This window comes from Bacillus sp. Marseille-P3661 (assembly GCF_900240995.1).
In the GTDB taxonomy this organism is placed as follows: domain Bacteria; phylum Bacillota; class Bacilli; order Bacillales; family Bacillaceae_J; genus OESV01.
In genome coordinates, this window is sequence record NZ_LT965954.1 from 766,374 (window position 1) to 791,703 (window position 25,330).

The following is a 25,330-nucleotide window of genomic DNA, read 5'->3' on the forward strand; positions in this document are numbered from 1 at the left end:
AAGTCTTCAATTAGCTTTCTTTTATTATTATTTAAACTTCTTTAATCTATTGTACTCTTTAATAAAATGATGTGGTTCAGACCTAACGACAAATGAGAATAAACCTTGGTTCGTATGTAAATATAGAAACCCATAATCTTGTGAAAATGCTTTATATGATATATCCAACACATCTTTTAAATAGAAAAGTTTAGAGTCTGCTATAATTTTATCTTCAAATAAATTCATAACTTTATGTTGTTCAATAGTATGCTGTTGATTGTTTTCAATTGTTCTCAATACCTTCACAAAAGGCTGTGAGAAAATGATCTCCATTTATTAAGCCCTCCATGTTCTTTACTGACAATCCTACCATCTTAGCGAAAGCTTTATATTATAAAAAAAGACCAAATTCACTTTTTGTGCTTTTGATCTTTTTTAATGTAACACATATTTTATTTTTTTGCTTAGGGCAATTTTTCTATGCTCTTTTCAATTTAAAGATACTCGGACAATGTGTTGACAAATTGTTCAAGATATTTCTCATCAATTTCGTCAAAGCGATTTTTTATTGGGCTGTCGATATCAAGAACTCCTAGCAGGTTGCCATCTTTTATTATTGGAATAACAATTTCTGACTGAGATGCTGCGTCACAAGCGATATGACCTGGAAATGCATGTACATCTGCAACACGCTGAGTTTTTAACTCTTGGGCTGCTGTACCACATACCCCTTTCCCAAATGGAATGCGCACGCATGCCGGAAGACCTTGAAATGGCCCAAGTACTAGTTCGTTGTTGTTTTCAACGAGATAAAATCCAACCCAGTTAGTTTCTTGTAAAAACTGATTTAATAACGCTGATGCATTTGCTAGATTTGCAATTTGATTTTGTTCACCCTCTAATAAGGCCTGTAGTTGCTTAATCACTAATTCGTAATTTTTTTCTTTTGAACCACTGTATTGTTTTGTTTCAAACATTTTAATCAATCCCTACATTTATTTTTATATCTGTTATACAAAGTTATTATAATTATCTATTATTTTTTTTTATCCTGCAACTTTATTTACTCACCCATTAAACAATGGTTACATATCATACAATAATGGGGAGGATGATACCGTGACTAATTATATCGGGTTTCAGCGTGAAGGTGAAACGATCAAAGTAGAAACTAAGGTTCCAGATTTACAAAACATAATGCTTTTTGTAGATAATCAATACATCGGAAATATAGCATTTGTTAAACAAATTATAATAAATTTAACTCACTTTCCCAACGCCTCTATCCTAACTGTACATGGAACTGTTAGTCGAAATCGAAATTTTTATACAATTTCAGAAAGTTATCCTTTAAAAAACCATTCTCACTCTAGAGAATTGAGTTCTGAACGGCCTTCCTACAAAGCAGGTGATATTTTAATTGCTGCAGATAATGTAAATGGCTTTCCACCTGGATATATGGGGCATTCCGCAATTGTAATCGACCCCGAAAATATCATAGAAGTTGTCAGTATTTCACCGATTGTCAGAAAAGGGACTATTAGTAGTTTTACCAACTATCACCCAAGACACGCTCAATTTAGACCTAAATCGGCGAAAATGGGTGAAGGTGCCGCGGAATATGCAATAAACTACTTAAACAACTTTAATCACGCCAGCCAAAACCCAAATGAGAAAGTGCCTATTTTTAATTTCTCCTTATCTACAGCATTGAGTGATGAGTGGCAGTACATTTATTGCTCGAAGTTAATTTGGCTTAGCTATTACTATGGTGCTAGTTATCAATTTAAAAATGACCACCTATGGTTTGCTCCAGAGGATTTATATACTTTATTAAAAGACAATCCGGACTTTGAACTTGTCTATATACATCCTGAGTTTATATTTAAGATCGACCTCTAGATACAGAAAGACTACTGAATCGGAATTCAGTAGTCTTTCTAAGTACAGATATACGTTTTAATGCATTTGTGGCTGTTCATTTATATTGGCTACTTTTTCATACTCTTCAATGATTCTATCAATAATTTCTTTAACAGGTAGGATTTCTGCAATTTCGCTTACCCTTGAACCGGCAAATACTAATCCATTTTCCACATCACCATTCATAGATTTAAGCAGTGTATCTAAAGTACAAAACCGATGCGAGCACTTTTTTAAGCAATTAATACATTTTTCAACTTTTAACTTCCCCTCATCTTTAATGAGCTCTGTTAACTGATTTTTAATGGCTCTTCCCTGTAGACCAACTGTAGTCTTAACTAACATCGTATCCCCAATTGTAGCTTTTATATATTTTTGTTTAAACGCCAACGGTGCATCACATTCTTCACTTGCTACAAATCTGGTTCCCATTTGGACACCAGATGCTCCCATCTTTAAGGCTTTAGCGACATCCTCACCAGTTAATATTCCTCCAGCTGCAATTACAGGAATCTTTACAGCATCTATAACCTCTGGAAGAATTTCAAACAACGGTCGATCTGTACCTAGATGACCACCAGCCTCATGGCCTTCTACTACAACAGCTGCAGCACCTAAACGCTCAGATAACTTTGCTACTTTTGCTGAGGATACTATTGAAATAACAGGTACACCATATTCTCTTCCCCATGCATACATATCCCTTGAAATACCAGCGCCAGAAATAATAAAATCAACCTTCTCCTGCATTGCGGTTTTCATCTTTTCAGCAAAATCATTCATTGCAAATAGAACGTTAACACCAATAAAGCCTTTTCCATTTGTTAATCGCCTTGCTCTCCGGATATGCATTTTTAATTCTTCAATTGAAATTCCGGTACCAGATATAATACCGATGCCGCCTGCATTTGCAACAGCGGATGCAAGTCCACTTAACGATATACCAACACCCATCCCACCTTGCATAATTGGAACACTTGGCTTAACATGTGCAAATTGTAGCTTTGGTAAAAACAAAACAATTCCCCATTCCATCATAATTTAGATTTTTCATATTCATTTTAAACAATTTCATTAGAATTAGCAGTGTAACAAATCACGTTTGACCTTAAAAAAAATATTTAATAGACTCCCCGAAAGGCTGGTTTCCCAATTCGTATCTTATTTGTTTTTTATGGATATCCCCGGCATGTAGCGTCACCGGTTTAGCAGATCTTGACGTCCTCGACCACGAAGACTGTGTAATGGAGTGGATTCCTCTAACTTTATAAAACATCCACACATGGGCCTTATGTTAGAAAACAAAAAAACAGCCTACTTTTTAAGTTGACTGCTGTTTTTTTCAAATAGCTTGCTATATAATATTAATACAATTTCTTTATTACTTGTATAATCTAAGATCAAAAAATCAACTTCGATACTCACATCTTTTTTTAGTTAATAAATATAATGTTGCTCCAAGTGTAACTATAGAACTAAACTTACTAGCAATAATTAAAGAAGATGCAACCTGATAATCTATTGTGAGTGGAAGCATTAAAAGGATATAAACAATAAGCAGTCCAAAAATTAGAACACCATAAGCATAATTATAAGCTCGACTTATTATTTCCTCACTTTTTTCTTTTTCCAAGTTTGTGAAGATTGTAATTTCGTATGCAATTACTAATAACAGTAAATAAACTAAGCCTGCAATTGCTATATGAATATTCATGTGAAACTGTCTCCTTTTTCATTTGTCCTGCACCAAATGCCTACTCGTATAATCCATAGGTTTTTTTTACTTCTTGAATTAATATAATGCCATTACCCGGCTCATCAATTTTAAGCTTTGTTCTAATCGATGCTACGATGTCATCAGTGCTTTCCTTATCCGACAAAATCATTACAATTTCTTTCTCTGGTTCAATAGCCATAGCAAACACCTTACTTGTTTCATGAATGCCAGAACCTCTAGCATTTATGATTGTACCACCTTTAGAGCCTGCATCAGTTGCAGCGTCAATAACATGCTCAGCATTCCCTTTTTCGACAATCACTGTAATCGCGTGATACATATTATGATTTGCACCCCTTTCTTCATTTACCCGATCACTTATACAGCTCCTTGTGCCTAACACTTGCGATACGGAAGTTGTAAATGCTATACCATGGTTGGGCTTACTAAATTTAAATTTTTGATTAAGCTGTTCAAGAACCTCGTTGGCAGTCTGTTTATTAGAGACCATTAAGACGATCTCTTTCCGAACATCATTTAAAGCTAAAAATTCCAAAAGGCGGTTTTTGATCGTGCCTTTCCCTAGCAATACAGTGCCGCCTGAAATACCGTGTTTCTTTGCTGTTTGCATCACCTTACTTCCCATTCCGAAGTTTACGATAATACAAACTAGTTCAAAATCGGCCATTTCTGAATTACTCAGCATTTTGCACTAACCCTCCTTTTTTCGACTTTAATTTGAATACTAGACCTAATACCTGTAATGCAATTAATGGTGTCATCGCTACCATTGCAATCATTCCAAACCCATCAATTAAAACATTTGCACCTTCTATAGACTCAGCTGCTCCTTGCACAAATGCCAATATAAAAGTTGCTGTCATCGGGCCGGATGCAACACCTCCGGAATCAAAAGCAATCCCAACAAATAATTTCGGGACTATATAAGTCATGGAAAGAGCAATGATATAACCTGGTAAAAGATAATGCCACAATTGAAGCTCAGGTATGAGTACCCTTAATATAGATAAAAGAACAGCCAGACCAACACCGATTGCAAGCGTACCCATTACCACTTTTCTCTTGACATAGCCACTTGTAACATCCTCGATTTGATGTGTTAAAACATGAACTGCTGGTTCAGCTAGAATTGTAACCACACCTAAAACAAAAGCTATAATGATAACATATGCCTTATTATCTAAGGAGGCTATACTATAGCCCATTGCACTGCCAACATCCATAAAACCTGCATTTACACCTACTAAAAATAAGACAAGCCCTATAAATGTAAATAATACTCCCATCAAAATTTTTCTAACTGATTTATTAGACATTTTAAATGAAATTTTTTGAAATACAAGGAAAATTACCAAAATAGGTAACAAAGCTAAAATAATTTCCATAGTTATAATAGGGAACTTTTTTAAAAAAGGTGCGATAATCGATGTTTTGGCAGTTTGTACATGTTCAAGACTGCCTGTCATTTTATCCGTTTTCGCAATAATATTCATAATCATCACCGATATAATAGCACCCGTAGAAGCGATTGCGACTAAGCCGAAACTATCTTTCTCGGAAGCTTTACTATCTTTTTTTAACACCGAAACCCCTAAGGCCAACGCTAAAATAAACGGAACAGTCAACGCACCCGTAGTTGCTCCGGAAGCATCAAAAGAAATGGCTAGAAACTCAGGTGACGTAAATAATGCCAGTACAAAGATGATCAAATACAAAATGGTTAACAGTTTATACAAAGGATAATTATAAACACTTCTTACAAGACCAGCCGAAATAAGTACACCAATACCGATTGATACGACCACAACTAGATTGGTCTTAGATATTAATCCTGATGTAACAAATTCAACCTGTCCTGCAAGTATATGTAAATCAGGTTCTGCAATTGAAATAAAAAATCCTAGGAGTAAACCCGCTATAATAACTACCAAAATTTTATTAGATTTCGCAATCGCAGATCCCATCGCTTGACCTATCGGCGTAATTCCAATATCCACGCCAAATAAAAAAATCGCTAAACCAACAATAATTAAGACAGCACCAATTATAAAGCGGATAAGTAAAGATGGGTCTAGAGGTGAGAGAGTAAAGTTTAGTAGCAACACGATGACAGTAATGGGCATTACAGCATATAAGACTTCTTTAAATTTTGAAACTAGTACATTCAAATAAAATTCACCCTTTCTTATTTATATATCAACATTCCTACTCAGAAGAAATCAGGGGAAAATCTAAGCGAATAAATTAAAACTTAGTTCAACTTATTTTTGTCACAAAATCTCAACCACCCGGTTATTAATCTATTATGGTCAGTTTGCTAATTTCGTACATACAAATAAGTCTGTCACCAATGAAATTCGGAAATTTCCTACTATGACAGACTCCATCATTAAATTAAAATAAACTTATACTATCCTTCTTAAGAATTATATGTTTACATCATGATAATATTATCCAATAATTTTGAACAATTTTGAACATATTTGGTTAATGATACAATATAGTAATTTAAATGTATAATTACTCTTAATAATATTAATTAATATAATATTGTTTCGAGATAATTAGTTAAAAAAATTACAAATTTTGCGCATGCATTCCTAATTGTTTCAATTGGCTAATAACCGCTTCTTTTTCTTCTGATTTTAAACCACCAACAATCTCATGAATGGCTTCGCGATGTTTTGGAAATATCTCATTCATGAAATCCGTGCCTTTTTGTGTAATAACTGCGAATGTCACACGTCGATCTTTTGCACAAGGCTTTCGTACAAGATAATCCTTTTTTTCTAATTTATCAACGACATACGTAATGCTACTGCTGGCTAGTAACACTTTATCACCAATTTTTTGAATCGGTTGTTCTCCTTTACTGTATAACAATTCCAAAACTGCGAACTCCGTCGTATTTAAACCATAACTTCTTATGTCTTCTTCTACTTTCTTATTGATAGATTGCATCGCTCTTGATAAAACAATATATAGTTTTAGCGATAAATCCATTTCTTGTTCACTTGGTACTTTATTACCCAATTCTATCATCTTCCTCTTTTATTTTATCTCGAATTCGAGATTATTATAAACCAATTCTATCATAGTGTCAAATTACACCCCTATTTAATATTACTAATTAACTAATTTTTATACTACCGTCATCTTACATGGTTATTATTATATAATTTTTACCAATAATGATAATATAAAGTCATAAAAGTGGAAAGTACCACTTGGATTAAAAAGATTGTGAGTGAAAAAAATGCCATTATCAGAAAAGCGCTGGTTTAGAATTATGATAGGGATTATTATGTTTCTATTAATTATTTTTCTTATTAATTTGAATAGCTTTATTTTAACGCCGTTTGTAGTCCTAATCAGGACCATTTTTTTACCATTTATATTAGCTGGAATTTTATTTTATTTATGCCGACCTCTTGTGCGTTTATTAGAGCAGTGGAAGGTTCCTAACTGGCTTGCCATATTAATTGTTTACATTGGGTTCGGATTATTCTTTTATATTATTGGTAGTTTTTTAGGACCAATCCTTAACGAGCAGTTGGACCGGTTCATCAATAATTTACCAAATATGGTTGCTGTTGTTATTAACACCTTTGAATACTTACAAACCAATCAAAATGCAATACCTGCTTTTTTGAAAGACGCAATTGCTAATTATAGTGCCCAATTTGAGTCTAATATTCAAAGTAATCTAGGTAATTATGCTGAAGGTCTCGCTGGGGTATTTGGGGTCATTGGTGGTTTATTTAATACTTTATTTTATCTAGTATTGGTTCCTTTCGTCTTATTTTATATGTTGAAAGATAGCTCTCAATTTGCACCAAGAGTGGCCAGTTGGTTTCCAACGAGTAAACGAGAAAATGTTTATAAGATTTTAGCCGAAATGGATCGTACGATTGCATCTTATATTCAAGGACAAGTTTTTGTCAGTATTTGTGTCGGTGTTTTATTATTCATAGGATATCTCATTATTGGACTAAACTATTCCCTTATGTTGGCTCTATTCGGCATGTTTACAAATGTTATACCATTTCTTGGACCGTATATAGCAGTTATACCTGCATTTTTAGTGGCATTATTTCAAGATCCTATATTGGCACTATATGTAGCTATCATCATGCTCGTTGCTCAACAAATCGAAGGAAATATCATCTCACCAAATGTGATGGGAAAAACATTAAAGATTCACCCTTTAACCATCATTACTCTAATCTTAACTGCTGGGAACTTGGTCGGAATTCTGGGTATTATTTTCGTTATCCCTGCATATGCAGTTACTAAGGTACTAGTCGTAAACATAATAAAACTATATAAGCTAAAAGAAAAATAATTATCATAGTATGAAGACAATTCTGGAGCTACCGGTTTAATGGCTAGCTCCCTACTTCTTAATACACTCATCCCCCCTCAGTTTTAGCCCACTACTTAATTATTTCCACACATAAATATATTTGTTATACTTAACGAGACTACTAGTTCAGGAGGGACAAACTTGTTCAAAACTGCATTGAATCGTTTCTATACTATTGGATTATTAGAAAGTGTCTCTTTTCTCTTTCTTCTACTAATTGCTATGCCATTAAAGTATTTTGCTAACTTTCCACAAGCAGTCCATGTTGTGGGCTGGATTCACGGGATACTTTTCGTACTTTATGTTCTAGCTTCTATCCATGTAGCTATATCTGCTCGTTGGTCGATTCTAAGACTGTTAATAGCCTTTATCGCTGCGTTTTTACCATTCGGACCACATTTATTCAATAAATGGTTACGAAAACAAGATGATAACCTTAGCATTAACCCCCAAATATACCAATAAGACTTTTTAGTATACAAAAAGCAGTTTGGCATTATCCAAGCTGCTTTTTTCTTATATACAATTATTTGCTGCTTTTAAAATATAGACTCAAACATAGAATAACTTTCTCTTTTTCAAGTTGTTCCACCTTAGGATTACTTACTTTATAGCAGACTATGAACTTCCTTACTACCCATTTTATATTTCTTTCTTTTTCGAATATAAAATTCCACTGTCCCAGTCCCTAATATTACCCCAAGTATGATAAAAATAAAGCCAATAATATGCTCCATCACTATCCTTTCACCAAGGAACAGAGCCGAACCCATAAGCGAAAAAAATGGAGTTAGATTTGTAAAAATCGATGCGCTGCCAGCCCCCAAGCGGTGGATAGCATAATTATAAAGCATATGACCTAAACCTGTCGCAACCACAGCTGAGCCTAGAAGTACAAACCAGACATACATCGGCGTGCCTGAAAATGAATTAGAATCATTTTGACCAATAAATAAGCTAGCAACAAATAGTAAGGTTGAGCCAAATAAAAACATTAAGCCCGTCATTTGTCTAGAATCCATGTCTGCAGAAAGTTTCTTTATGAGGATAATACTGATAGCTTGTGTGATCACAGCTCCAAATATATAAATGTCACCAATCGATAAGCCACTTAATGTGTTCGAACCATTGACAACAATAAAATAAACACCAATTAAAGCGAACAATATACCTATCAATCTTGGAATAGTTAGTTTTTCACCCAGAAAAAACATCGCCAAAATAGATGTAGATAAGGGCACAAGCCCCAAAATTAATCCAGCCTTCGACGCGGTTGTCATTGTTAATCCCAGTGCTAGGCATAAATGATGTGCAAACACACCGAAAATAGCAGTGACCATAATGCCCTTTAAATTTTTTCGCGATATTTTTCCCAGGCTTTTTGTAAAAAATAAAATAGCTATAACGACAACACCTGCTAAGAATACTCGCACACTTTGACTCATTGCTGCAGGAAAGAATGTAACGATTATTTTTAGCGCAACCACATTGAATCCCCAAATAATCATGACGATAAATAACAAACTATATAACACCCATTTAGACATAACCTTACCTTCTTTCGAATTAACAAAATAAAATCAAATAAGGCCTACTTTTTCAGTAAGACCTATGTATCCGAACCAAATTAAGCAAAGCCATGACATTTTAACATAATAATTATGTTTATAAAATTGTAATAGAATAATGATACATTAAAAAAATTGAAATGAATAGGTGTTTGATAAAACAATTAAAAAAAACAGACTTAACAAGTAAGTCTGTTCTGTGTGCATTTTTTAATTATTATACTTTTTGAACATTTGTAGCCTGTGGTCCACGTTGGCCATTCTCAATGTCGAAAGTAACTTCTTGTCCTTCATCTAAAGATTTGAATCCTTCTCCTTGAATCGCTGAGAAATGAACAAATACATCATCTCCATCCTCACGTTCAATAAATCCAAATCCTTTTTCACTATTAAACCATTTTACTTTACCACGTTCCATTTTGTGCCTCCTAGCTAAAATAAAAAATTTCAATTTGAACTTCCTTTTTAATTATTACCAGTAATTTTTTTTTAAAACTTGTTATTTGTAAAATATCCCCGAATTTCTTCTGCAACTTTTATTAAAAGAATAAGTAGTACTGATCAATATTTCATAAAAATGTAACATTCATCAACATTACTGTGCTTAATTCGATATGTAGCGATGTAAACATCACATATTATGTTTGTATGGATATTTTAATAATATGAACAAGTCTCCTCGAAATTTGGTTAAAAAATAGACGTACAAACAAGCGTTTTTGAAAAAGATTATAGCTACTGATCCGTTGTGGAGGTAAAGATAATGGCATTACTAAATTACTTCAAAGTGAGCATCCTCTTTTTATTAGTGGTCTAAACATTTATACTCAGTTTCTCTTTTATATCCAATACATTGTCAAAAGAGAAAAACATTAGTCACTTGATAAATGTAGCAGGTCGAGAACGAATGCTCACTCAAAAAATGAATAAAGAGGCAATCCAAATCATATATACACCCAACATTGATAAGCACCACAATTTGCGGGCATCCATGATTGAATTTGAAACCAAGTTATACGGACTTATGAATGGTAATGGAACACTACAGCTCATTCCTTTAGAGGATATAGATGTACAAACCCAATTCCACAGGGTTCAAGGCGACTGGTTACAGTTAAAACCAAATCTTGAATTAATATTATCAAAAAATATAAATAACGTTGCTGTAATTGACGAAGTAAACAACCAAAGTGAACGTTTAATTCATAGCCTAGACATAGCAGTAAAACTGATTGAACAAAGAGGCGAAGCTAGCTTTGCCGGTCTCAATAACGATAAGTTCGTCTTAATGTTCATTAATCTTTTATTTATGATTGTGTTATTTCTTACTTGGCGATTATTTGAGAACATGAAAAAAAGTGAAAAAAAATACCGACTATTAGTAGACCATTCACCATTAGGAATTTTAAATGTAAGCGATGGTAAGATAAACTTTACGAATAAATTTTGTAGTGATCTACTTGATTCTCAAGAGATAGTCGGAAAGAGGATAGACGAGTTAATTGTTACTAAACATGAAATTACCTCCGACATACCAAATGACATTGGATTAGTAGAGGGAAAGATAAAACTAGGAACTAGCAAGGAAATAGATGTTGAGTTATTAACTGTTCCATTCGATGTCATGGGCACGAAAACACAAATGATTATTTTCCGTGAACGTAAACGTACTGAACAAGAGTTGAAATTATTAGCTTCACAAGATACTTTAACAAAAATGGCCAATCGCAGAAAATTTGATAATGAATTAACCAAAACCTTACTCATAGAAAAGAAAGTTGCTTTATTATTTTTAGATTTAGACCGTTTTAAGTATATTAATGATGCACTTGGCCACAGTATCGGAGACAAATTACTCATCTTAGTTGCTGATCGACTACAAGACGTAATGAAAGAAAAAGGGATGATCTCACGTCGTGGTGGTGATGAATTTTCTATTTTTATAGTTAATAAAGATAGAAAATTCATTACTGCCTTAACCAAGAAAATCCTTGAAACGATTAAACATCCTTTCTATATTGAAGGGAAAGAAATACTTATTACATGCAGCATCGGGATAAGCATGTATCCGCATGATGGAAAAGACGTTGAATCACTAATTAAGAATGCTGATTTAGCGATGTATAAAGCTAAAGAAAAGGGTAAAGATAACTTTTCCTATTACAATTCAGAAATGGGACTCGAACCGTCGAGAATTATGGCAATTGAATTAGAATTACGGAAGGCTGTTGAGAAAGGAGAATTCATTCTACATTACCAACCAAAACTTGATTTGCGGTCTGGAGAAATCATCGGGACAGAAGCATTAATAAGATGGGAACATCCAACATTGGGGACAATATCACCTGGTGAATTTATTCCATTAGCCGAAGAAACGGGGCTAATTAATCCTATTGGCAATTGGGTGTTAAGACAAGCATGTATTCAAAACAAAAAATGGCAAGAATCAGGATTACCATTTTTAACAGTAGCAGTAAATCTATCAGCCTACCAATTTAGGCAACATGATATTGTAACTATTATTGCCGACATCCTTAAAGAAACAAAGTTAGATCCCCATTATTTAGAATTAGAAATTACTGAAAGTATTTCTATGTTAGAAGAACAATATATTATAAAGCAATTACAATCATTAAAAAAATTAGGAGTTCAAATAGCAATTGATGACTTTGGGACCGGATATAGCTCGTTGAAATATTTAAGTAAGTTTCCAGTTGATACATTAAAAATTGATCAGTCGTTCATACGAGAGATTTCTAGTCAAAGCCAGGCAAGACAGGCTTCATTTATGACAAATGCAATTATTTCATTAGGCAAATCCTTAAATTTAAAAATAGTAGCCGAAGGAATTGAGCAAGTAGAGCAAATTCGATATTTACAGAAATTCAATTGTGATTTAGGACAAGGGTATTATATTAGTAAACCGTTACCAGCAAATGAAATAGAGAGTCAAATTCATTCATTTACGTATAATCAAGAGATCATATAACATTTTTAGAATAGGGCATGGTAGCTGAACAAATAAACAGGTGCACACCATCTGAAACGCTGGTGTGCACCTTGTTGTTATACCTTGACATTAGTAGATTTAGGATTTAATAATCCATATTTAACCTTAAAACGTTCCAAGATTGTATTCCACTTTGTGCTAAATACTGCTAAGAAGACTACGTTAGAGATTGCGTGAGCCATGTCGAAATAGAAACTGGTAGCCATCGCCGTTAGAATCATGTCTAACGTAATGTTTTCAACAAACCCCACCATATACCATAAGTTCATAATCCATCCAAATAGAAATCCCCAGATAAATCCAAATGATAGCAATAGTATTTTATTTTTTGACCAAAGCCAATCTTTCATTAGTCCAGCTGAAAGTCCAATCATTCCCCAAGCAAACATTTGCCATGGTGTCCAGGGGCCTTGTCCCAGAAATAAATTTGAAACTATTGCTGCAATTGCACCAATCATAAAGCCTGATTCAGCACCAAAAACAAGACCTGACATGATGATAACAAAAGATGTTGGCTGAACACTTGGCAATACTGCAAATGGAACGCGACTTACAGCTGCTACAGCAGATAATATGGCTACAAGTACTAAACTTCTGGCATCTAGGTTTTTTCGCTCAAATCGTAAAAAAAAAGGCAACATAGCAGCAATTAATATACAGATGCTTATAAGTAAATAATGCTCACCGCCATGTACTATTGTAAAGTATAACAATAGCAGCAAAAGTAGACTAATTGCTATTAAGAGTAGCTTGCGACGTTCCATAGTTTGACCACATCCTCGTAATTTAGTGCTTTTGGAGCATACTGCCGGACTAATCGATTAATCGAGGTTGTATAAAAGTAATTATTGCTAAACATCTGTTGCGGCGTACCCTCTGCGACAATATTTCCTGCAAACAGCAGTGAGCAATAATCAGTATACCTACTTGTAAACTCTATATCATGTGTAACCATTAGAATCGTCAATCCATTTTTTTGTAACTTCTTTAGTAATTCACCGATCTCTCTTTTAAAGGTAGGATCTAATCCTTTTGTGGGTTCATCAATTAACAATATTGAAGGCTCTTTTAATAGAATACAAGCAAGGGCCAGTTTTTGCTTTTCCCCACCGCTTAAGTCATAAGGATGGTGCTGAAGTGCTTTTTCCAATCCAAAAAAGTGAATGCTATCTTCAAGCGATTGTTGTGTTGATTTATTCTGCATCTGCTCTACTACTAATTTAAGTTCTTCTGCAACCGTATCTTGAGTAAATAAAGCTAGCGGATTTTGCGACAAATAGCCTATCTTTTTATAGCGATCCTCCGCTCTTATTTTCATAATCGGTTTTCCATTTAACAACACCTTACCACGTTTTGGCGCAGTTAAGCCTGCCAACAATTTCAATAGTGTTGACTTTCCTGCACCATTTCCACCAATAATCGCCGCAAATTGTCCTTTTTTAATGGAATAATTTACGCCTTCAAGTATCAACTTTTCACCAGAGTTATATTGAAAAAACACGTCCTTACACTCAAGAATATTTTCACTGTTTATATCTATTTCTTCTTGAATCTGCATGTTTTTTAGTATAGGTTCATCTTGAGAGGATATACTATTCAACCACTGCTTACCTTCTTTAACAGTGATTGGAACCGAATCAAAAGCAGATACGTTCATTGACAAATATAACTTAGTAACTTCAGGCAAATAGTGAAAGTACTCTTGGTTTTCAGTTATTTTCGCTATAACAGACTGTGGAGCATCATCAAGAATAATCTCCCCTCGCTCAAGCAAAATCACCCTGTCTGCAATTGGAAATACATCTTCCAGCCGATGCTCGATAATAACCATTGTTGTTGAAAACTCTTGATTAACACGTTGAATCATCTGCAGAAATTCTCGAGTTGCTATCGGATCTAATTGAGCTGTCGGTTCATCTAAAAGCAATAACCGTGGTTGTAGCAGGAGAATAGATGCTAAATTAACAAGCTGTTTCTGCCCTCCTGAAAGTTCGTGAACGGATCGATTTAACCAATCCTCTAACCCAAAAAAGGTTGCCATCTCAGCGACTTTTTTTCGCATTTCATGCGAACTGTATCCATAGTTTTCCAACGAGAAGGCTAATTCATGCCATACTGTGCTTGTCACTATTTGATTTTCGGGGTCTTGAAATACAATCCCAATTTCTTTAGCAGTAGTCCATGATGATAGTCCATCTAATTCAATTCCATTATATAAAATTGTCCCATTTGTAGTTCCAATCGGTGAAATCTCTTTCTTCATATGTTTCAATAAAGTTGTTTTGCCTGAACCGGTTGGGCCACATAATACAATAATTTCACCTTCTCTGATATCAAGGGATACATTTGTTAATGTTTTTTGATTATCACCCGCATATGTGAAAGACAAATTCTTCACTTCTAGTAAAGCCATCGTAATCGTTCCCTTCCTTCAATCAAATGTGGCGTGAAAATAAATACTAGGAAAACCCCGAATATATACTGCTCTGACCGTGATAGTTTAAGTGATTCAAGCTGTGGGTAAATTTCCAATGTACCAAACCCCAACACCCCAGCCGAAACTAATGTTACACTAAGGAAAACAAACCAGGTTAGGTAAATGATATCCCTCCTATGAAAACGATACGTAAAAAAAGAGCTCCGCTTGCCTACACCATATCCACGTGCTTTCATTGAATCAGCTGTTTGTAAAGCCTCTTCTAATGACCATGCAAGCAAAATATGCAATATATTCATGCCAGCATTTGCTCTCTGCTTTAAATTACCCGTTCTAACTGATATTCCTCTCGTTTCCTGAATAAGTGAGATTTCTGTTAGTCTTCTTTTTAAAAGTGGAACAAATCGAAATGACATCATAATTAATAAGGCTGTTCTGGGAGCAAATGATGAAAATAAAAAAATAAATTTATCTTCAGAGATAATAAAATTAAAAGATATAAACGCAATCAATAATACAAGGATGGATAACATCATCATCAAGCCGTACATGATGCTTTCTAAGGTAATCGGTTGATCTAAAAAATAGAATAATATCGTCGCCCCACGATGAGAAAAAAGCGGATTGATCACCAAAATGACGAAACTTAAAAAAAGGAAAAAAAACAATCCTTTTTGTAATTTTCTCGCTCGGTCGTGAAAAATATTTAAAAGAATAACAGCAGTTAAAGCACTTAATAAAAAATAAGGATGTAGAAATATCATACTTAAGACAAATACTCCTACATAATAAATAAGGCCAACGAAAGGATGTAAAGCGTTAAAGCCATCGTAATATTTCATTACTTATTAGCTCCTACATCTTTACCAAGGTCCAATGTATATACCCATTCAATCCGGTCACCAGCTTTTACTTCCGCTGTTCCTGCACCCATTTTTTTAAAAGTACCATTTACATTATACATCCAGCCACTTTTCGGTCCTTTATCAAATTCATAAAGATTTTGAATTCCTTCTATATATGCAGTTGGACCACTTCCTTGATATTCCATTTGAATTCTTTTTTCCTTCGTTACTTTCTTTAATACATCAAGAACAGTATCTCCTTTTTCAAACAACACCTGTGTTGGATTTAATATTACACCAGTCTCAGCATCTGCTTTGATTATCATTGTAACTTGGTTTATAGAAGTTGTTGGAGTTTCTGTTGTTGTTGGCTGCTCCTTAACAGATTCCTTTATTTCAGATGAACCACTAGATTGTACTTCAGACTTCTTCTCTGTTTGTGTTACAGTTGGCTGATTAGTAATGGATTTTTCAACTTGCTTAACAGGCTTATTATTTTCCACTTTAGTGTTGCTACTTGGTTCTACTTTTTTTGTGACTGGTGTTTCTTGCGTTAAATCTTTTTCCAGATCTTTTACTGTTTCGGGAACTGCTTTAATAGTTTCTGCCTTCTCTTGATCAACTTCGGAGTTTAAATTTTCTTTTGCATTTTGTTGGTCGTCTTGATTCATTTCCTCGGATTGTTCCTTTTGGTGTTCTTGATTACTGTCCCCTATAGTCGCCACCGATTCATTCGAGTTACAACCGCCTAGTAATAAGGCTATTATTGTTATGAAAAACAGTAGTTTCATGATTCGTTTCATTTAAAACCCCTCCATCTAATAACAGTTAAGGAGAACGAAAAATTCGTTCTCCATTTAAATTGAAACTATAAGCCTTCTGCCATACGCACTGCAATCACTGCACCCATTTCCCTTGTAACGTGACTGTATGGACTAAACAGTTGGACTCCAGTCCCTTTCATAATGCCAAACTGATCTATGGCTAGAATAGCAGCTTGTGAACCATTATTTAATCGATCTATGTCTGTAAAACGATTTCTAGCTCCTTGCGGCTTTAATTGATAAGCTCTTGTAATAAGCAATGCCACTTGCTCTCTCGTTACAGGCTCATTAGCATCAAATAATGTCTCTGATACACCACCTACTATTCCTAATTGTTTAGCTCTCATAACAGTACCATAATACCACTGACCAGGCTTAACATCTTCAAAAACAGTTTCATTTCCTTCATAAGCTTGTTCATTTAGCAGTTTCATTAAAATCGCTGTAAATTGAGCTCTTGTTAATGGTTGTTTCGGTGCAAAACGTGCTATTTTAGTGTCAACACCTCTCATTAAACCAGTCGAATAGGCTTGATAAACAGAGGTTAAAGCGTAAGCTGAAATCTCAGACTCATCAACATACGAAGGTATGTTAACAATTGCCTCATCCACTTCTTCATTTTCATCTATCGATTCATCCTGTAATTGGTAAAGTGAAGCTTGATTTTTAACAAAACGATCAAACGCTACTAAAGCAAGCAATGCTTGTTCTGAAGCAATTTGATTAGATGACTGTCCGCCGATGTTTGAAAATCCACCATCATTCTTTTGATAAGATAATAAATTAGAAATAACATCACCATTCGCTTTTGTAAACGATGCACCTTGTGGATCTGTTCCTAGGGCTGCTAAGGCAATGATCACCTGTGATGCACTTTCACTGTTTTCTTTTCCATCTGCGATAAAACCGCCGCTTGTTTGTTGAACGCTGCTTAGCCAAGCAATTCCTTTATCGATCGCAGTTTGCACATTTTCTTGTTCTTTATAATGAGCTAAGGCACTTAAAGCCATTGCCGTTATATCTACATCTGACTTTTCACCATAAACTAGGGTAAATCCTCCGTCAGGGTTTTGATTTTTTAGAATTTCAGCTAAGATTTGTTCTCTTGTCCATTTTGCAGTAACTGGCACTTGGTAATTCTTACTATCTAATGCAATAAGCGCAAAGATCAAGCCATTCGTTCCTTGCATTGTCATCCGTTCATTATTATAAATTTTCTCAATCAAATTATAGTTTGCTATATTAGTTGGATCACCGCCAAGAGCAGCAACCGTTAAAGCATAGCGTTCATAATCGGTAATTTTGCGGAAGGTACCGTTCTCTTCTACAAGTTTTTTCGCGATGTCTGTTAATACTTGTTGTGAGTTTGTTTGATTTAATCTTGCTAAACCAAAATCTTCCCATTCAGATTGTGTTTGGTCTGTTTGTAGATAGTTTACTAGCATGTTTAATTCGTTTGTTACTTTAAATTTGGGTTCTAGTTTACTTCTATCAACAACTGCAAATTTTGTAAAATGATTAACTAGCCCCATAACAATTCCTGTTTTAGGGTCAACAGTAGCAGGAATAGGAATCCACTCGTTTGTATCTTCATTTAACCAAACTAAAGCTAGATCTTCTAGTTCTGAAATCTCAATAGGGATTTGAATAGAAACAAATATTGGCTTATCAAATGTTGTTCCTTTTGGTCCAAATTGGTAGATTGGAGAAACTAATTCAGCTTTATTTATGTCTTGATCTTGTAGTTTTTCTACTTGAATTGTCTTTTCAGTTTGTAATGCGTTTTTAGGGATGATTAAAGTGACCTCATTCATTTTATCGGCAATTACTGTTTCATTATTAGGAGACGCTAACCTATTTTCTTTTATTATATTGTTAGAAATTGCTTCCTTTAGTTTTTTTGCCACCAATGTCGTCATTCGATCATTATCTATAACAACTACTGTTTTATTAACAAGCTGGTGTAATGGTATATTATTTTCGAATGTAATTTCATTTATGTTTGCTATTTCTTTTTCAGTATTTTTTCTTTGTTCATCTAATATTTCTGTTGTAACTATTGTATCGATTGGTGTGGTTACTGGTCCTGTAGAGCCCGCTCCTACATCATTACCTAAATCAATAGTATATAACCATCTCACCTGATCGCCATTTTCAAGCAGATAAGCCCCAGCGCTGGCTGTAGGAAACTGCCCATTGACAGAATAATTCCAGCCACTTTCCGGACCGTGATCGAATTCCATTAACCCATTTATACCTGTTACATAGGTCGTAGAGCCTGAACCATTAATATTTACATTTCCAGTACCAATAGCTTCGATAAGAACACTATATGGTGTAGGGTTTCCAGTAACAGATATGGTTCTATCCAGTATATTTGTACCATTTAAACCTTTAACGATAACTTGAACAGTTTTTTGTTCAGTGTTATTGACCGGCCCATTATCCCCTCCTGGATTATTACCTATCGGGGATGTTCCAAATTCACCTTTAAATTGATAAATCAGACCTTTATTTTCGATATAATGCTTATAGGATACTAGTGCCTGTAATGCTTGCTGTGTTGCCTTATCTGAACCAGCTTTTTCATGATAAAAAATCATTTCATTTTCTTTATAATAGTTTAGTAGTTCAGTAATTAGATTATTATTGTTTTTAGTAAACTCTTCGTTAGATGGGCTTACTCCAATACTTGTTAGACCAATTATTGCTTGTGATATTGAAGGTACCGGATCATAACCTTTCGGAACTTCGAAACCTCCATTTTCTTGTTGTTTTTTTGTTAACCATGTTATTGCATCATTAATTGCTGAATTTACATTCGTTTGATTTGTATATGGAGCTAGCGCTGTTAAGGCCATCCCTGTAAGATCGATGTCACTAACTGATCCAAGCCAACTCCATCCTCCGTCGGAGTTTTGTTTTTCAAGCACACTGTTTAATATTTGTGTTTTGGACCACTTTGCACTATTTGGTATGGTATAGTCTCCGCTATCAAAAGCAATTAGAGCATAAATTACATTATTCGTGTACTCTGTGAGTTCTTCAAAATTATATAATTTCTCTACTAAATTATAACCACCTAAACTTTCAGGATTTGCACCTAGAGACTTTGCAGTTAATATTATTCGTGCATAATCTGTAGCGGAAGAATAGGTACCATTTCTGTTTTGAACATCTTCAACCAACTCATCCAGATAACTTTGAGATACTTGCCGCCCTGCAATTGAAACTGCAATCGCATTCCAATCTGAAGAAATTCCTTTTGATAAAACAGTTGAACCAACACTATTTATAATTTGGTTGATACTTTCTAACGTTTCTTGGTCGTAATGGGTTGGTTGTTCAATTAAATCACGTTCTACATCTACAGGATTAGTAGGTTCAGTAATATCACTATCTTGGTCCCAAGATATATATCTAAATTCCAACTTCTTTCCTGGAGTAACTCCATAACTACCTGCTCCTACTTGAGCTGGTTCTCCATCTACTTCAAACGACCAAAAGTATGTGGTTCCCTCTGTTCCAATTCCATGTATGGAAGTAATCATCCCGGATGAGGAAACTTCAATGTTTGCTTCTCCTACTACTCTCGTTAATACATCTGTAGCCGTTTCCCCTGTTGTTATGTCTACTAATTCATTTGTAATTACATTACCATCTTTATCTACTACTTTGACTGTAGCTGTCGACCAATTAGTATACTTGAATGCTATGGTTTCTCCTGGAGAAACTTCATAACTTCCTGCTCCTACTTGTGCCGATTCTCCATCTATTTCAAACGACCAAAAGTATGTGGTTCCCTCTGTTCCTATTCCGTGTATGGAAGTAATCATCCCTGATGAGGAAACTTCAATGTTTGCTTCTCCTACTACTCTCGTTAATACATCTGTAGCAGTTTCCCCTGTTGTTATGTCTACTAATTCATTTGTAATTACTTTTCCTTCTTTATCTACTACCTTGACTGTAGCTGTCGACCAATTAGTATACTTGAATGCTATGGTTTCTCCTGGAGAAACTTCATAACTTCCTGCTCCTACTTGAGCTGGTTCTCCATCTACTTCAAACGACCAAAAGTATGTGGTTCCCTCTGTTCCTATTCCATGTATGGAAGTAATCATCCCGGATGAGGAAACTTCAATGTTTGCTTCTCCTACTACTCTCGTTAATACATCTGTAGCCGTTTCCCCTGTTGTTATGTCTACTAATTCATTTGTAATTACTTTTCCTTCTTTATCTACTACCTTGACTGTAGCTGTCGACCAATTAGTATACTTGAATGCTATGGTTTCTCCTGGAGAAACTTCATAACTTCCTGCTCCTACTTGAGCTGGTTCTCCATCTACTTCAAACGACCAAAAGTATGTGGTTCCCTCTGTTCCTATTCCATGTATGGAAGTAATCATCCCGGATGAGGAAACTTCAATGTTTGCTTCTCCTACTACTCTCGTTAATACATCTGTAGCCGTTTCCCCTGTTGTTATGTCTACTAATTCATTTGTAATTACTTTTCCTTCTTTATCTACTACCTTGACTGTAGCTGTCGACCAATTAGTATACTTGAATGCTATGGTTTCTCCTGGAGAAACTTCATAACTTCCTGCTCCTACTTGAGCTGGTTCTCCATCTACCTCAAACGACCAAAAGTATGTGGTTCCCTCTGTTCCTATTCCGTGTATGGAAGTAATCATCCCAGATGAGGAAACTTCAATGTTTGCTTCTCCTACTACTTTCGTTAATACATCTGTAGCCGTTTCCCCTGTTGTTATGTCTACTAATTCATCTGTTATAAGATTTTCTTCCTTATCAACTACCTTTATTGTAATTGTTGAATCTGTTGTTGTATTTTTTTCTTCTGAAATATTCTGACTATAGGCAAGACGGGTATGGGGGGATTCCGAATCTTTTATTATTGAGTAAGGATTTTCTTGCTCATTTTTTGTATCAACATCGGATCCTTGTTGGAACAAACTCATTTCATTATTTGTGTTTGCCAATACCCCAACATTAACCCCCGTTAACAACTGGGCAAGCACAAGTATAGTTAAAACTGTTAACCTAACAAACTTTTTCATTTTTCTCCTCCTATCTTTATGTACAAAGACTGTCTTAGAGCATTCACTCTGTAAAAAAATAAAAAACCACCTCACTAGTTAGGAAAGGTGGTTATTAGCAAAAAAATGACATAACAAAACAGCAGTCATTCGTTCAATTGCACCTCCCTATTCCTCGTAGGGTTTTGGGTGTTCACTGACTAGGCAGGTCTCCTGACTTATGCTTCATTGAATCTTACGCCTTCCCATTCTTCAATAGTGGCTTTTTATAAGACTCTTCACATATACAGTGGCGGGACCGTGTCGGATTTACACCGACTTCCCTATTAAGCAATTGCTTGCACCTAATCAAAAAATATTAATTTAATAGAATTAGGATACACCTTTCGTCAATAAATGTCTATCTTATATATACTAAAATTGGATTCAAAAAAAGAAAAAAGGCCAAACAATCCTGATTTGGCCTATTAACATGAGGAGCTCGTTTTTATTCAGTCCTCCCCTGACACAACCTTTAATATCAAGCTTGATGTTCTAGAGTTAATGGGTGCTGAAACAATCTTATACACTACAATGAATAATCAAAATCTAACAGCTCGATTTGATTCTAGAACTGATGTTAAAGGTGGACATTCAATTGATTTAGCATTTAATATGAATAAAACTCATTTCTTTGATAATGAGACAGAGGAACGAATTCGATAGTTCGAAAAACGGAAAAGCCTTAGTTGACCACAGGGGTTGGAGTTTAAACTGGATTACTCTAGCTTTCTAAGGTTATCAAAAATATCTGTATTTTTTATAATTCCCTTTAGACTAGTAAAAGCTGCTGAGCATCTCAGCAGCTTTTTTCTTATAAATATTTACGATGCATGGCTTTACCGTCATAGGAAAATAGAACTCCTTTGCTTTCAACCATTGTTTCCATATGAACAGGGCGCCCCCATAATTGATAAACGTATGGAAGTACTTTTTCTAAATATTTTATATCTAACTCAATTCCTTCATACCAATGCTTTAAGTAAAGTTCACCGTTCTTTAAGTAATCGCCATCATTAACGGTTATATATGGGAATCCTCCATTTACTCTCATGTTTACTAATTGATCTCGAACTTGTTGCCATTCTTTATTGATAATTTTATAATCTTTACCTTGTTTCTGGAATAAATACATATCTTCACGTAATACAAGATCTTTGGTTAAATAATTTCGGATAAAAGAAATATCAGATTCAACTTCCCGTACTTCAAACATTTTTTCACGACCCGAGCCTGGTACTACCCCGCGTTTTTTCATTTCTTCGGTAGGATTGTTATAGCGCTCTTCAATATCCTCGAAAATTTTAAGTCCAAGATAATAAGGATTAATGGATGTTCTTGAAGGTTGCACGACACCAGCGTTTAATTTTGCAAATTCGATGGCTTCATCAGAGGTCAACTCCATCTCCCTGATTATTCGTGCATGCCAATAAGATGCCCAGCCTTCATTCATAATCTTCGTTTCCAACTGTGGCCAAAAATAAAGCATTTCTTCTCGCATCATTGTTAAAATATCTCGTTGCCACTCTTCTAACTCTCGGCTATATTCTTCGATAAACAATAGAATATCTTTTTCTGGTTGTGGAGGTAGTTTCTTTTTCTTGTTCCTTTTGATTTCTTTTTTATTTTGAGTATCCAATTTCCATAGATCGTCATATGGTGAAGCAGCTGGTTGTTCCTCACCATCTATTTCAAATGCATCTTCTATACTCCAAGCTAGCTTAGGTCGAAGCAAAGAAGGATCAATATGTTCTTGTATCGCTAAAACAGCATCTAAAAACTTTTCAACTTCTAATTTTCCATACTCATGCTCATAATGGCTAATACGATCAGCTGTTGCTGCCATACTTTCAACCATATCACGTTTTGTATTACTAAAACGAACATTATTTTTAAAGAAATCACAATGCGCTAATACATGTGCAACAATTAATTTGTTCTGAATTAAACTATTTGTATTTAATAAAAATGCATAACAAGGATTAGAATTAATAACAAGTTCATAAATTTTACTTAGACCTAGGTCATACTGTAGCTTCATTTTATGAAATTGTTTCCCAAAACTCCAGTGAGAAAAACGAGTCGGCATTCCATAAGAGCCGAATGTATAAATAATCTCAGCAGGACAAATTTCATAACGCATCGGATAAAAGTCTAAGCCAAATCCCTTAGCAATCTCCGTTATCTCACTAATAGCATACTCTAATGATTGGTGGTCATTTTTCGCCACTTTCATCTCCCCTTCATTAAGCTATATAACATAGAAAATGTTAGTAGAAATAATAGCCCTTTATGTAAATTTATGTGCTATTCCTACATTTAATGAAGGATGATTAAAAAGAATTTTATCTCCATGAAAATGACCCATATCTTTTGAGGAAATTAGAATTAATGACATAATACTTTTTCATAATATTAATAATCCCCCGGATGCGCCTTTGTTTCAGCTTTAATTTTTTGTAATTTATCTTTAAAAACAAAGCCAATTAACCACATAAACAATGGAACTCCAATGGCTATTGCTAAGCCAATCCCCACCCATTCACGTTCAATAAACCCAATTGCCCGAGCATGATCTGATACATACCAGTAACTTATCCCACCAAATACTAAACACACCGGAATCACTAGCACACGATAATCTTGTAGATTGAAAACCCTTTGCAATGAAATAGATGCGCAGTAAAGACTCATCATAATTTGAGTTAGAATTGATAATGCAAAAAAAGCCACCATTATCATTTCATAGCGATGTATATAAATACCTATCTCAGCGCTTCTAGCCATTTGCATACAGGATACAATATATTGTGCAGTGACTTCAGCAGATAAAACACCTACTTCAACTATAGGCCACATAACCACAAAACCAAGTCCATATAGTACGCCAACCGTCCCAGACCTAGGCCATGTTTTAACGTCTTTAACAAGCGGTAATATAATCGCAGCCATCATCGTTGTCATCGTCCAATCAGCGGTAAAATGTCGACTAGCCCAAGCAGTTCTAATCACACCTGAATCAAAAACAGGAAGTAATTCACGGATATCAAAATTCCCTATAGCCCCTAACAATAACAGAATATTAAGACTAAGAACCGAAAAAACTCCAATTAGTGCCATCCGAGCGATAACTTCCACACCGAAAAAAACTGCATATCCACCAACGACAATCGCAACCACTACAAAAATCCATGTTGGCGCTTCATGTAGAAAATAGTCCTTTAAATGATAAACAAACGTAGCCATAACTGTTATAAACGCAGCTGTAAAGAAGACAAAAAACATTAAGCCAAGAAACTTGCTGAACCATGTTCCGATTAGTTTCTCACCTTGTTTTATTAAATCTCCTTCAGGCATTCGATTAATAATCACAACTACCAGCAACATTAAAATTGCACCCTGGATCCCACCCATTATAGTTGAGATCCAAATATCATTATTCACTTCTCGTGCCATCGTTCCTTGAGTTAATCCAATAGCCTTTGCATAGACCATATTAATGATTAAAGCCATAAACATTCCATTAGTAATTTGAACTCTCATA

21 protein-coding genes and 1 riboswitch are annotated in these 25,330 nt (G+C 34.8%); of the genes, 5 read left to right on the forward strand and 16 right to left on the reverse strand.

Translation table 11 applies throughout. The features are described from left to right. Positions 1-27 precede the first annotated feature (27 nt). On the reverse strand, positions 28-315 hold the full coding sequence (locus tag C1724_RS14885) for a hypothetical protein (protein WP_102347514.1): 288 nt from the start codon (positions 313-315) through the stop codon (positions 28-30). A 161-nt stretch (positions 316-476) separates the two neighbouring features. Then, complete coding sequence (locus C1724_RS14890; protein ID WP_102347515.1) at positions 477-959, reverse strand: GAF domain-containing protein; 483 nt, start codon at positions 957-959, stop codon at positions 477-479. A 142-nt stretch (positions 960-1,101) separates the two neighbouring features. On the opposite strand from C1724_RS14890, the gene C1724_RS14895 reads away from it, so the two are divergent. After that, positions 1,102-1,884, forward strand: a complete 783-nt coding sequence (locus tag C1724_RS14895; protein ID WP_102347516.1) for a hypothetical protein — start codon at positions 1,102-1,104, stop codon at positions 1,882-1,884. Positions 1,885-1,941: 57 nt separating this feature from the next. On the opposite strand, the gene C1724_RS14900 is transcribed toward C1724_RS14895, so the two are convergent. The 5 genes from C1724_RS14900 to C1724_RS14920 all read right to left on the reverse strand — a co-directional run bounded on the left by C1724_RS14900 (position 1,942) and on the right by C1724_RS14920 (position 6,685). Continuing rightward, positions 1,942-2,940, reverse strand: coding sequence for an NAD(P)H-dependent flavin oxidoreductase (locus C1724_RS14900; RefSeq protein WP_180994312.1), 999 nt, complete (start codon positions 2,938-2,940; stop codon positions 1,942-1,944). A 373-nt stretch (positions 2,941-3,313) separates the two neighbouring features. Then, positions 3,314-3,619: a hypothetical protein gene (locus C1724_RS14905; RefSeq protein WP_102347518.1), complete on the reverse strand. Its 306-nt coding sequence runs from the start codon at positions 3,617-3,619 to the stop codon at positions 3,314-3,316. Positions 3,620-3,659: 40 nt separating this feature from the next. Next, entirely contained in the window at positions 3,660-4,328 is a 669-nt protein-coding gene (locus C1724_RS14910) for a P-II family nitrogen regulator (RefSeq protein ID WP_102347519.1), read from the reverse strand. Next, positions 4,318-5,811 (reverse strand): DUF1538 domain-containing protein, encoded by a 1,494-nt coding sequence (locus C1724_RS14915; protein WP_102347520.1) that lies wholly within the window; start codon positions 5,809-5,811, stop codon positions 4,318-4,320. The genes C1724_RS14910 and C1724_RS14915 overlap by 11 nt, the downstream gene beginning before the upstream one ends. Positions 5,812-6,220: 409 nt before the next feature. Then, positions 6,221-6,685, reverse strand: coding sequence for a MarR family winged helix-turn-helix transcriptional regulator (locus C1724_RS14920; protein ID WP_374703455.1), 465 nt, complete (start codon positions 6,683-6,685; stop codon positions 6,221-6,223). Between the two features lie 214 nt (positions 6,686-6,899). Between C1724_RS14920 and C1724_RS14925 the strand changes: the two genes are divergently transcribed. Together C1724_RS14925 and C1724_RS14930 are read left to right on the forward strand one after the other, a co-directional pair. Beyond that, positions 6,900-7,988 carry an AI-2E family transporter gene (locus tag C1724_RS14925; protein WP_102347521.1) on the forward strand — a complete coding sequence of 363 codons (1,089 nt, stop codon included), beginning with the start codon at positions 6,900-6,902 and terminating at the stop codon, positions 7,986-7,988. A 162-nt stretch (positions 7,989-8,150) separates the two neighbouring features. Further along, the gene (locus C1724_RS14930) at positions 8,151-8,474 is read left to right on the forward strand and encodes a DUF3817 domain-containing protein (protein WP_102347522.1); all 324 of its coding nucleotides are present in this window, start codon (positions 8,151-8,153) and stop codon (positions 8,472-8,474) included. A 143-nt stretch (positions 8,475-8,617) separates the two neighbouring features. Here C1724_RS14930 and C1724_RS14935 read toward each other — a convergent pair whose 3' ends face one another. Together C1724_RS14935 and C1724_RS14940 are read right to left on the reverse strand one after the other, a co-directional pair. Then, positions 8,618-9,556 (reverse strand): DMT family transporter, encoded by a 939-nt coding sequence (locus C1724_RS14935; RefSeq protein ID WP_102347523.1) that lies wholly within the window; start codon positions 9,554-9,556, stop codon positions 8,618-8,620. 238 nt (positions 9,557-9,794) lie between these two features. Next, positions 9,795-9,995, reverse strand: a complete 201-nt coding sequence (locus tag C1724_RS14940; RefSeq protein ID WP_102347524.1) for a cold-shock protein — start codon at positions 9,993-9,995, stop codon at positions 9,795-9,797. Positions 9,996-10,430: 435 nt separating this feature from the next. Here C1724_RS14940 and C1724_RS14945 point away from each other — a divergent pair, with 435 nt between their 5' ends. After that, complete coding sequence (locus C1724_RS14945; protein ID WP_258000410.1) at positions 10,431-12,566, forward strand: EAL domain-containing protein; 2,136 nt, start codon at positions 10,431-10,433, stop codon at positions 12,564-12,566. A gap of 77 nt (positions 12,567-12,643) precedes the next feature. On the opposite strand, the gene C1724_RS14950 is transcribed toward C1724_RS14945, so the two are convergent. The 5 genes from C1724_RS14950 to C1724_RS14970 all read right to left on the reverse strand — a co-directional run bounded on the left by C1724_RS14950 (position 12,644) and on the right by C1724_RS14970 (position 21,768). Then, on the reverse strand, positions 12,644-13,351 hold the full coding sequence (locus tag C1724_RS14950) for an ECF transporter S component (RefSeq protein WP_102347526.1): 708 nt from the start codon (positions 13,349-13,351) through the stop codon (positions 12,644-12,646). Beyond that, positions 13,327-15,000: an ABC transporter ATP-binding protein gene (locus C1724_RS14955; RefSeq protein WP_102347527.1), complete on the reverse strand. Its 1,674-nt coding sequence runs from the start codon at positions 14,998-15,000 to the stop codon at positions 13,327-13,329. Before C1724_RS14955 ends, C1724_RS14950 begins: the two co-directional genes overlap by 25 nt. Continuing rightward, entirely contained in the window at positions 14,988-15,866 is an 879-nt protein-coding gene (locus tag C1724_RS14960) for an energy-coupling factor transporter transmembrane component T (RefSeq protein ID WP_102347528.1), read from the reverse strand. Before C1724_RS14960 ends, C1724_RS14955 begins: the two co-directional genes overlap by 13 nt. Beyond that, positions 15,866-16,672 carry a DUF4430 domain-containing protein gene (locus C1724_RS14965; RefSeq protein WP_258000411.1) on the reverse strand — a complete coding sequence of 269 codons (807 nt, stop codon included), beginning with the start codon at positions 16,670-16,672 and terminating at the stop codon, positions 15,866-15,868. The genes C1724_RS14960 and C1724_RS14965 overlap by 1 nt, the downstream gene beginning before the upstream one ends. A gap of 65 nt (positions 16,673-16,737) precedes the next feature. Beyond that, positions 16,738-21,768 (reverse strand): DUF4430 domain-containing protein, encoded by a 5,031-nt coding sequence (locus C1724_RS14970; protein ID WP_102347529.1) that lies wholly within the window; start codon positions 21,766-21,768, stop codon positions 16,738-16,740. 165 nt (positions 21,769-21,933) lie between these two features. After that, a riboswitch (cobalamin riboswitch) is annotated at positions 21,934-22,110 on the reverse strand. A gap of 180 nt (positions 22,111-22,290) precedes the next feature. Here C1724_RS14970 and C1724_RS25675 point away from each other — a divergent pair. Then, positions 22,291-22,452, forward strand: a complete 162-nt coding sequence (locus C1724_RS25675) for a hypothetical protein (RefSeq protein ID WP_180994286.1) — start codon at positions 22,291-22,293, stop codon at positions 22,450-22,452. Between the two features lie 148 nt (positions 22,453-22,600). On the opposite strand, the gene C1724_RS14975 is transcribed toward C1724_RS25675, so the two are convergent. Both C1724_RS14975 and C1724_RS14980 read right to left on the reverse strand, forming a co-directional pair. Next, entirely contained in the window at positions 22,601-24,016 is a 1,416-nt protein-coding gene (locus C1724_RS14975; protein ID WP_102347530.1) for a SpoVR family protein, read from the reverse strand. 185 nt (positions 24,017-24,201) lie between these two features. Continuing rightward, positions 24,202-25,329: a GerAB/ArcD/ProY family transporter gene (locus C1724_RS14980; RefSeq protein WP_102347531.1), complete on the reverse strand. Its 1,128-nt coding sequence runs from the start codon at positions 25,327-25,329 to the stop codon at positions 24,202-24,204. Between the last annotated feature and the right edge of the window lies 1 nt (position 25,330).

Bases quoted from the DNA above. Each gene is read 5' to 3' on its own strand.
- C1724_RS14885 (WP_102347514.1), bottom strand. From the start codon at position 315: ATGGAGATCATTTTCTCACAGCCTTTTGTGAAGGTATTGAGAACAATT.
- C1724_RS14890 (WP_102347515.1), bottom strand. From the start codon at position 959: ATGTTTGAAACAAAACAATACAGTGGTTCAAAAGAAAAAAATTACGAA.
- C1724_RS14900 (WP_180994312.1), bottom strand. From the start codon at position 2,940: ATGGAATGGGGAATTGTTTTGTTTTTACCAAAGCTACAATTTGCACAT.
- C1724_RS14905 (WP_102347518.1), bottom strand. From the start codon at position 3,619: ATGAATATTCATATAGCAATTGCAGGCTTAGTTTATTTACTGTTATTA.
- C1724_RS14910 (WP_102347519.1), bottom strand. From the start codon at position 4,328: ATGCTGAGTAATTCAGAAATGGCCGATTTTGAACTAGTTTGTATTATC.
- C1724_RS14920 (WP_374703455.1), bottom strand. From the start codon at position 6,685: ATGATAGAATTGGGTAATAAAGTACCAAGTGAACAAGAAATGGATTTA.
- C1724_RS14925 (WP_102347521.1), top strand. From the start codon at position 6,900: ATGCCATTATCAGAAAAGCGCTGGTTTAGAATTATGATAGGGATTATT.
- C1724_RS14935 (WP_102347523.1), bottom strand. From the start codon at position 9,556: ATGTCTAAATGGGTGTTATATAGTTTGTTATTTATCGTCATGATTATT.
- C1724_RS14940 (WP_102347524.1), bottom strand. From the start codon at position 9,995: ATGGAACGTGGTAAAGTAAAATGGTTTAATAGTGAAAAAGGATTTGGA.
- C1724_RS14950 (WP_102347526.1), bottom strand. From the start codon at position 13,351: ATGGAACGTCGCAAGCTACTCTTAATAGCAATTAGTCTACTTTTGCTG.
- C1724_RS14955 (WP_102347527.1), bottom strand. From the start codon at position 15,000: ATGGCTTTACTAGAAGTGAAGAATTTGTCTTTCACATATGCGGGTGAT.
- C1724_RS14960 (WP_102347528.1), bottom strand. From the start codon at position 15,866: ATGAAATATTACGATGGCTTTAACGCTTTACATCCTTTCGTTGGCCTT.
- C1724_RS14965 (WP_258000411.1), bottom strand. From the start codon at position 16,672: ATGAAACGAATCATGAAACTACTGTTTTTCATAACAATAATAGCCTTA.
- C1724_RS14970 (WP_102347529.1), bottom strand. From the start codon at position 21,768: ATGAAAAAGTTTGTTAGGTTAACAGTTTTAACTATACTTGTGCTTGCC.
- C1724_RS25675 (WP_180994286.1), top strand. From the start codon at position 22,291: ATGGGTGCTGAAACAATCTTATACACTACAATGAATAATCAAAATCTA.
- C1724_RS14980 (WP_102347531.1), bottom strand. From the start codon at position 25,329: ATGAGAGTTCAAATTACTAATGGAATGTTTATGGCTTTAATCATTAAT.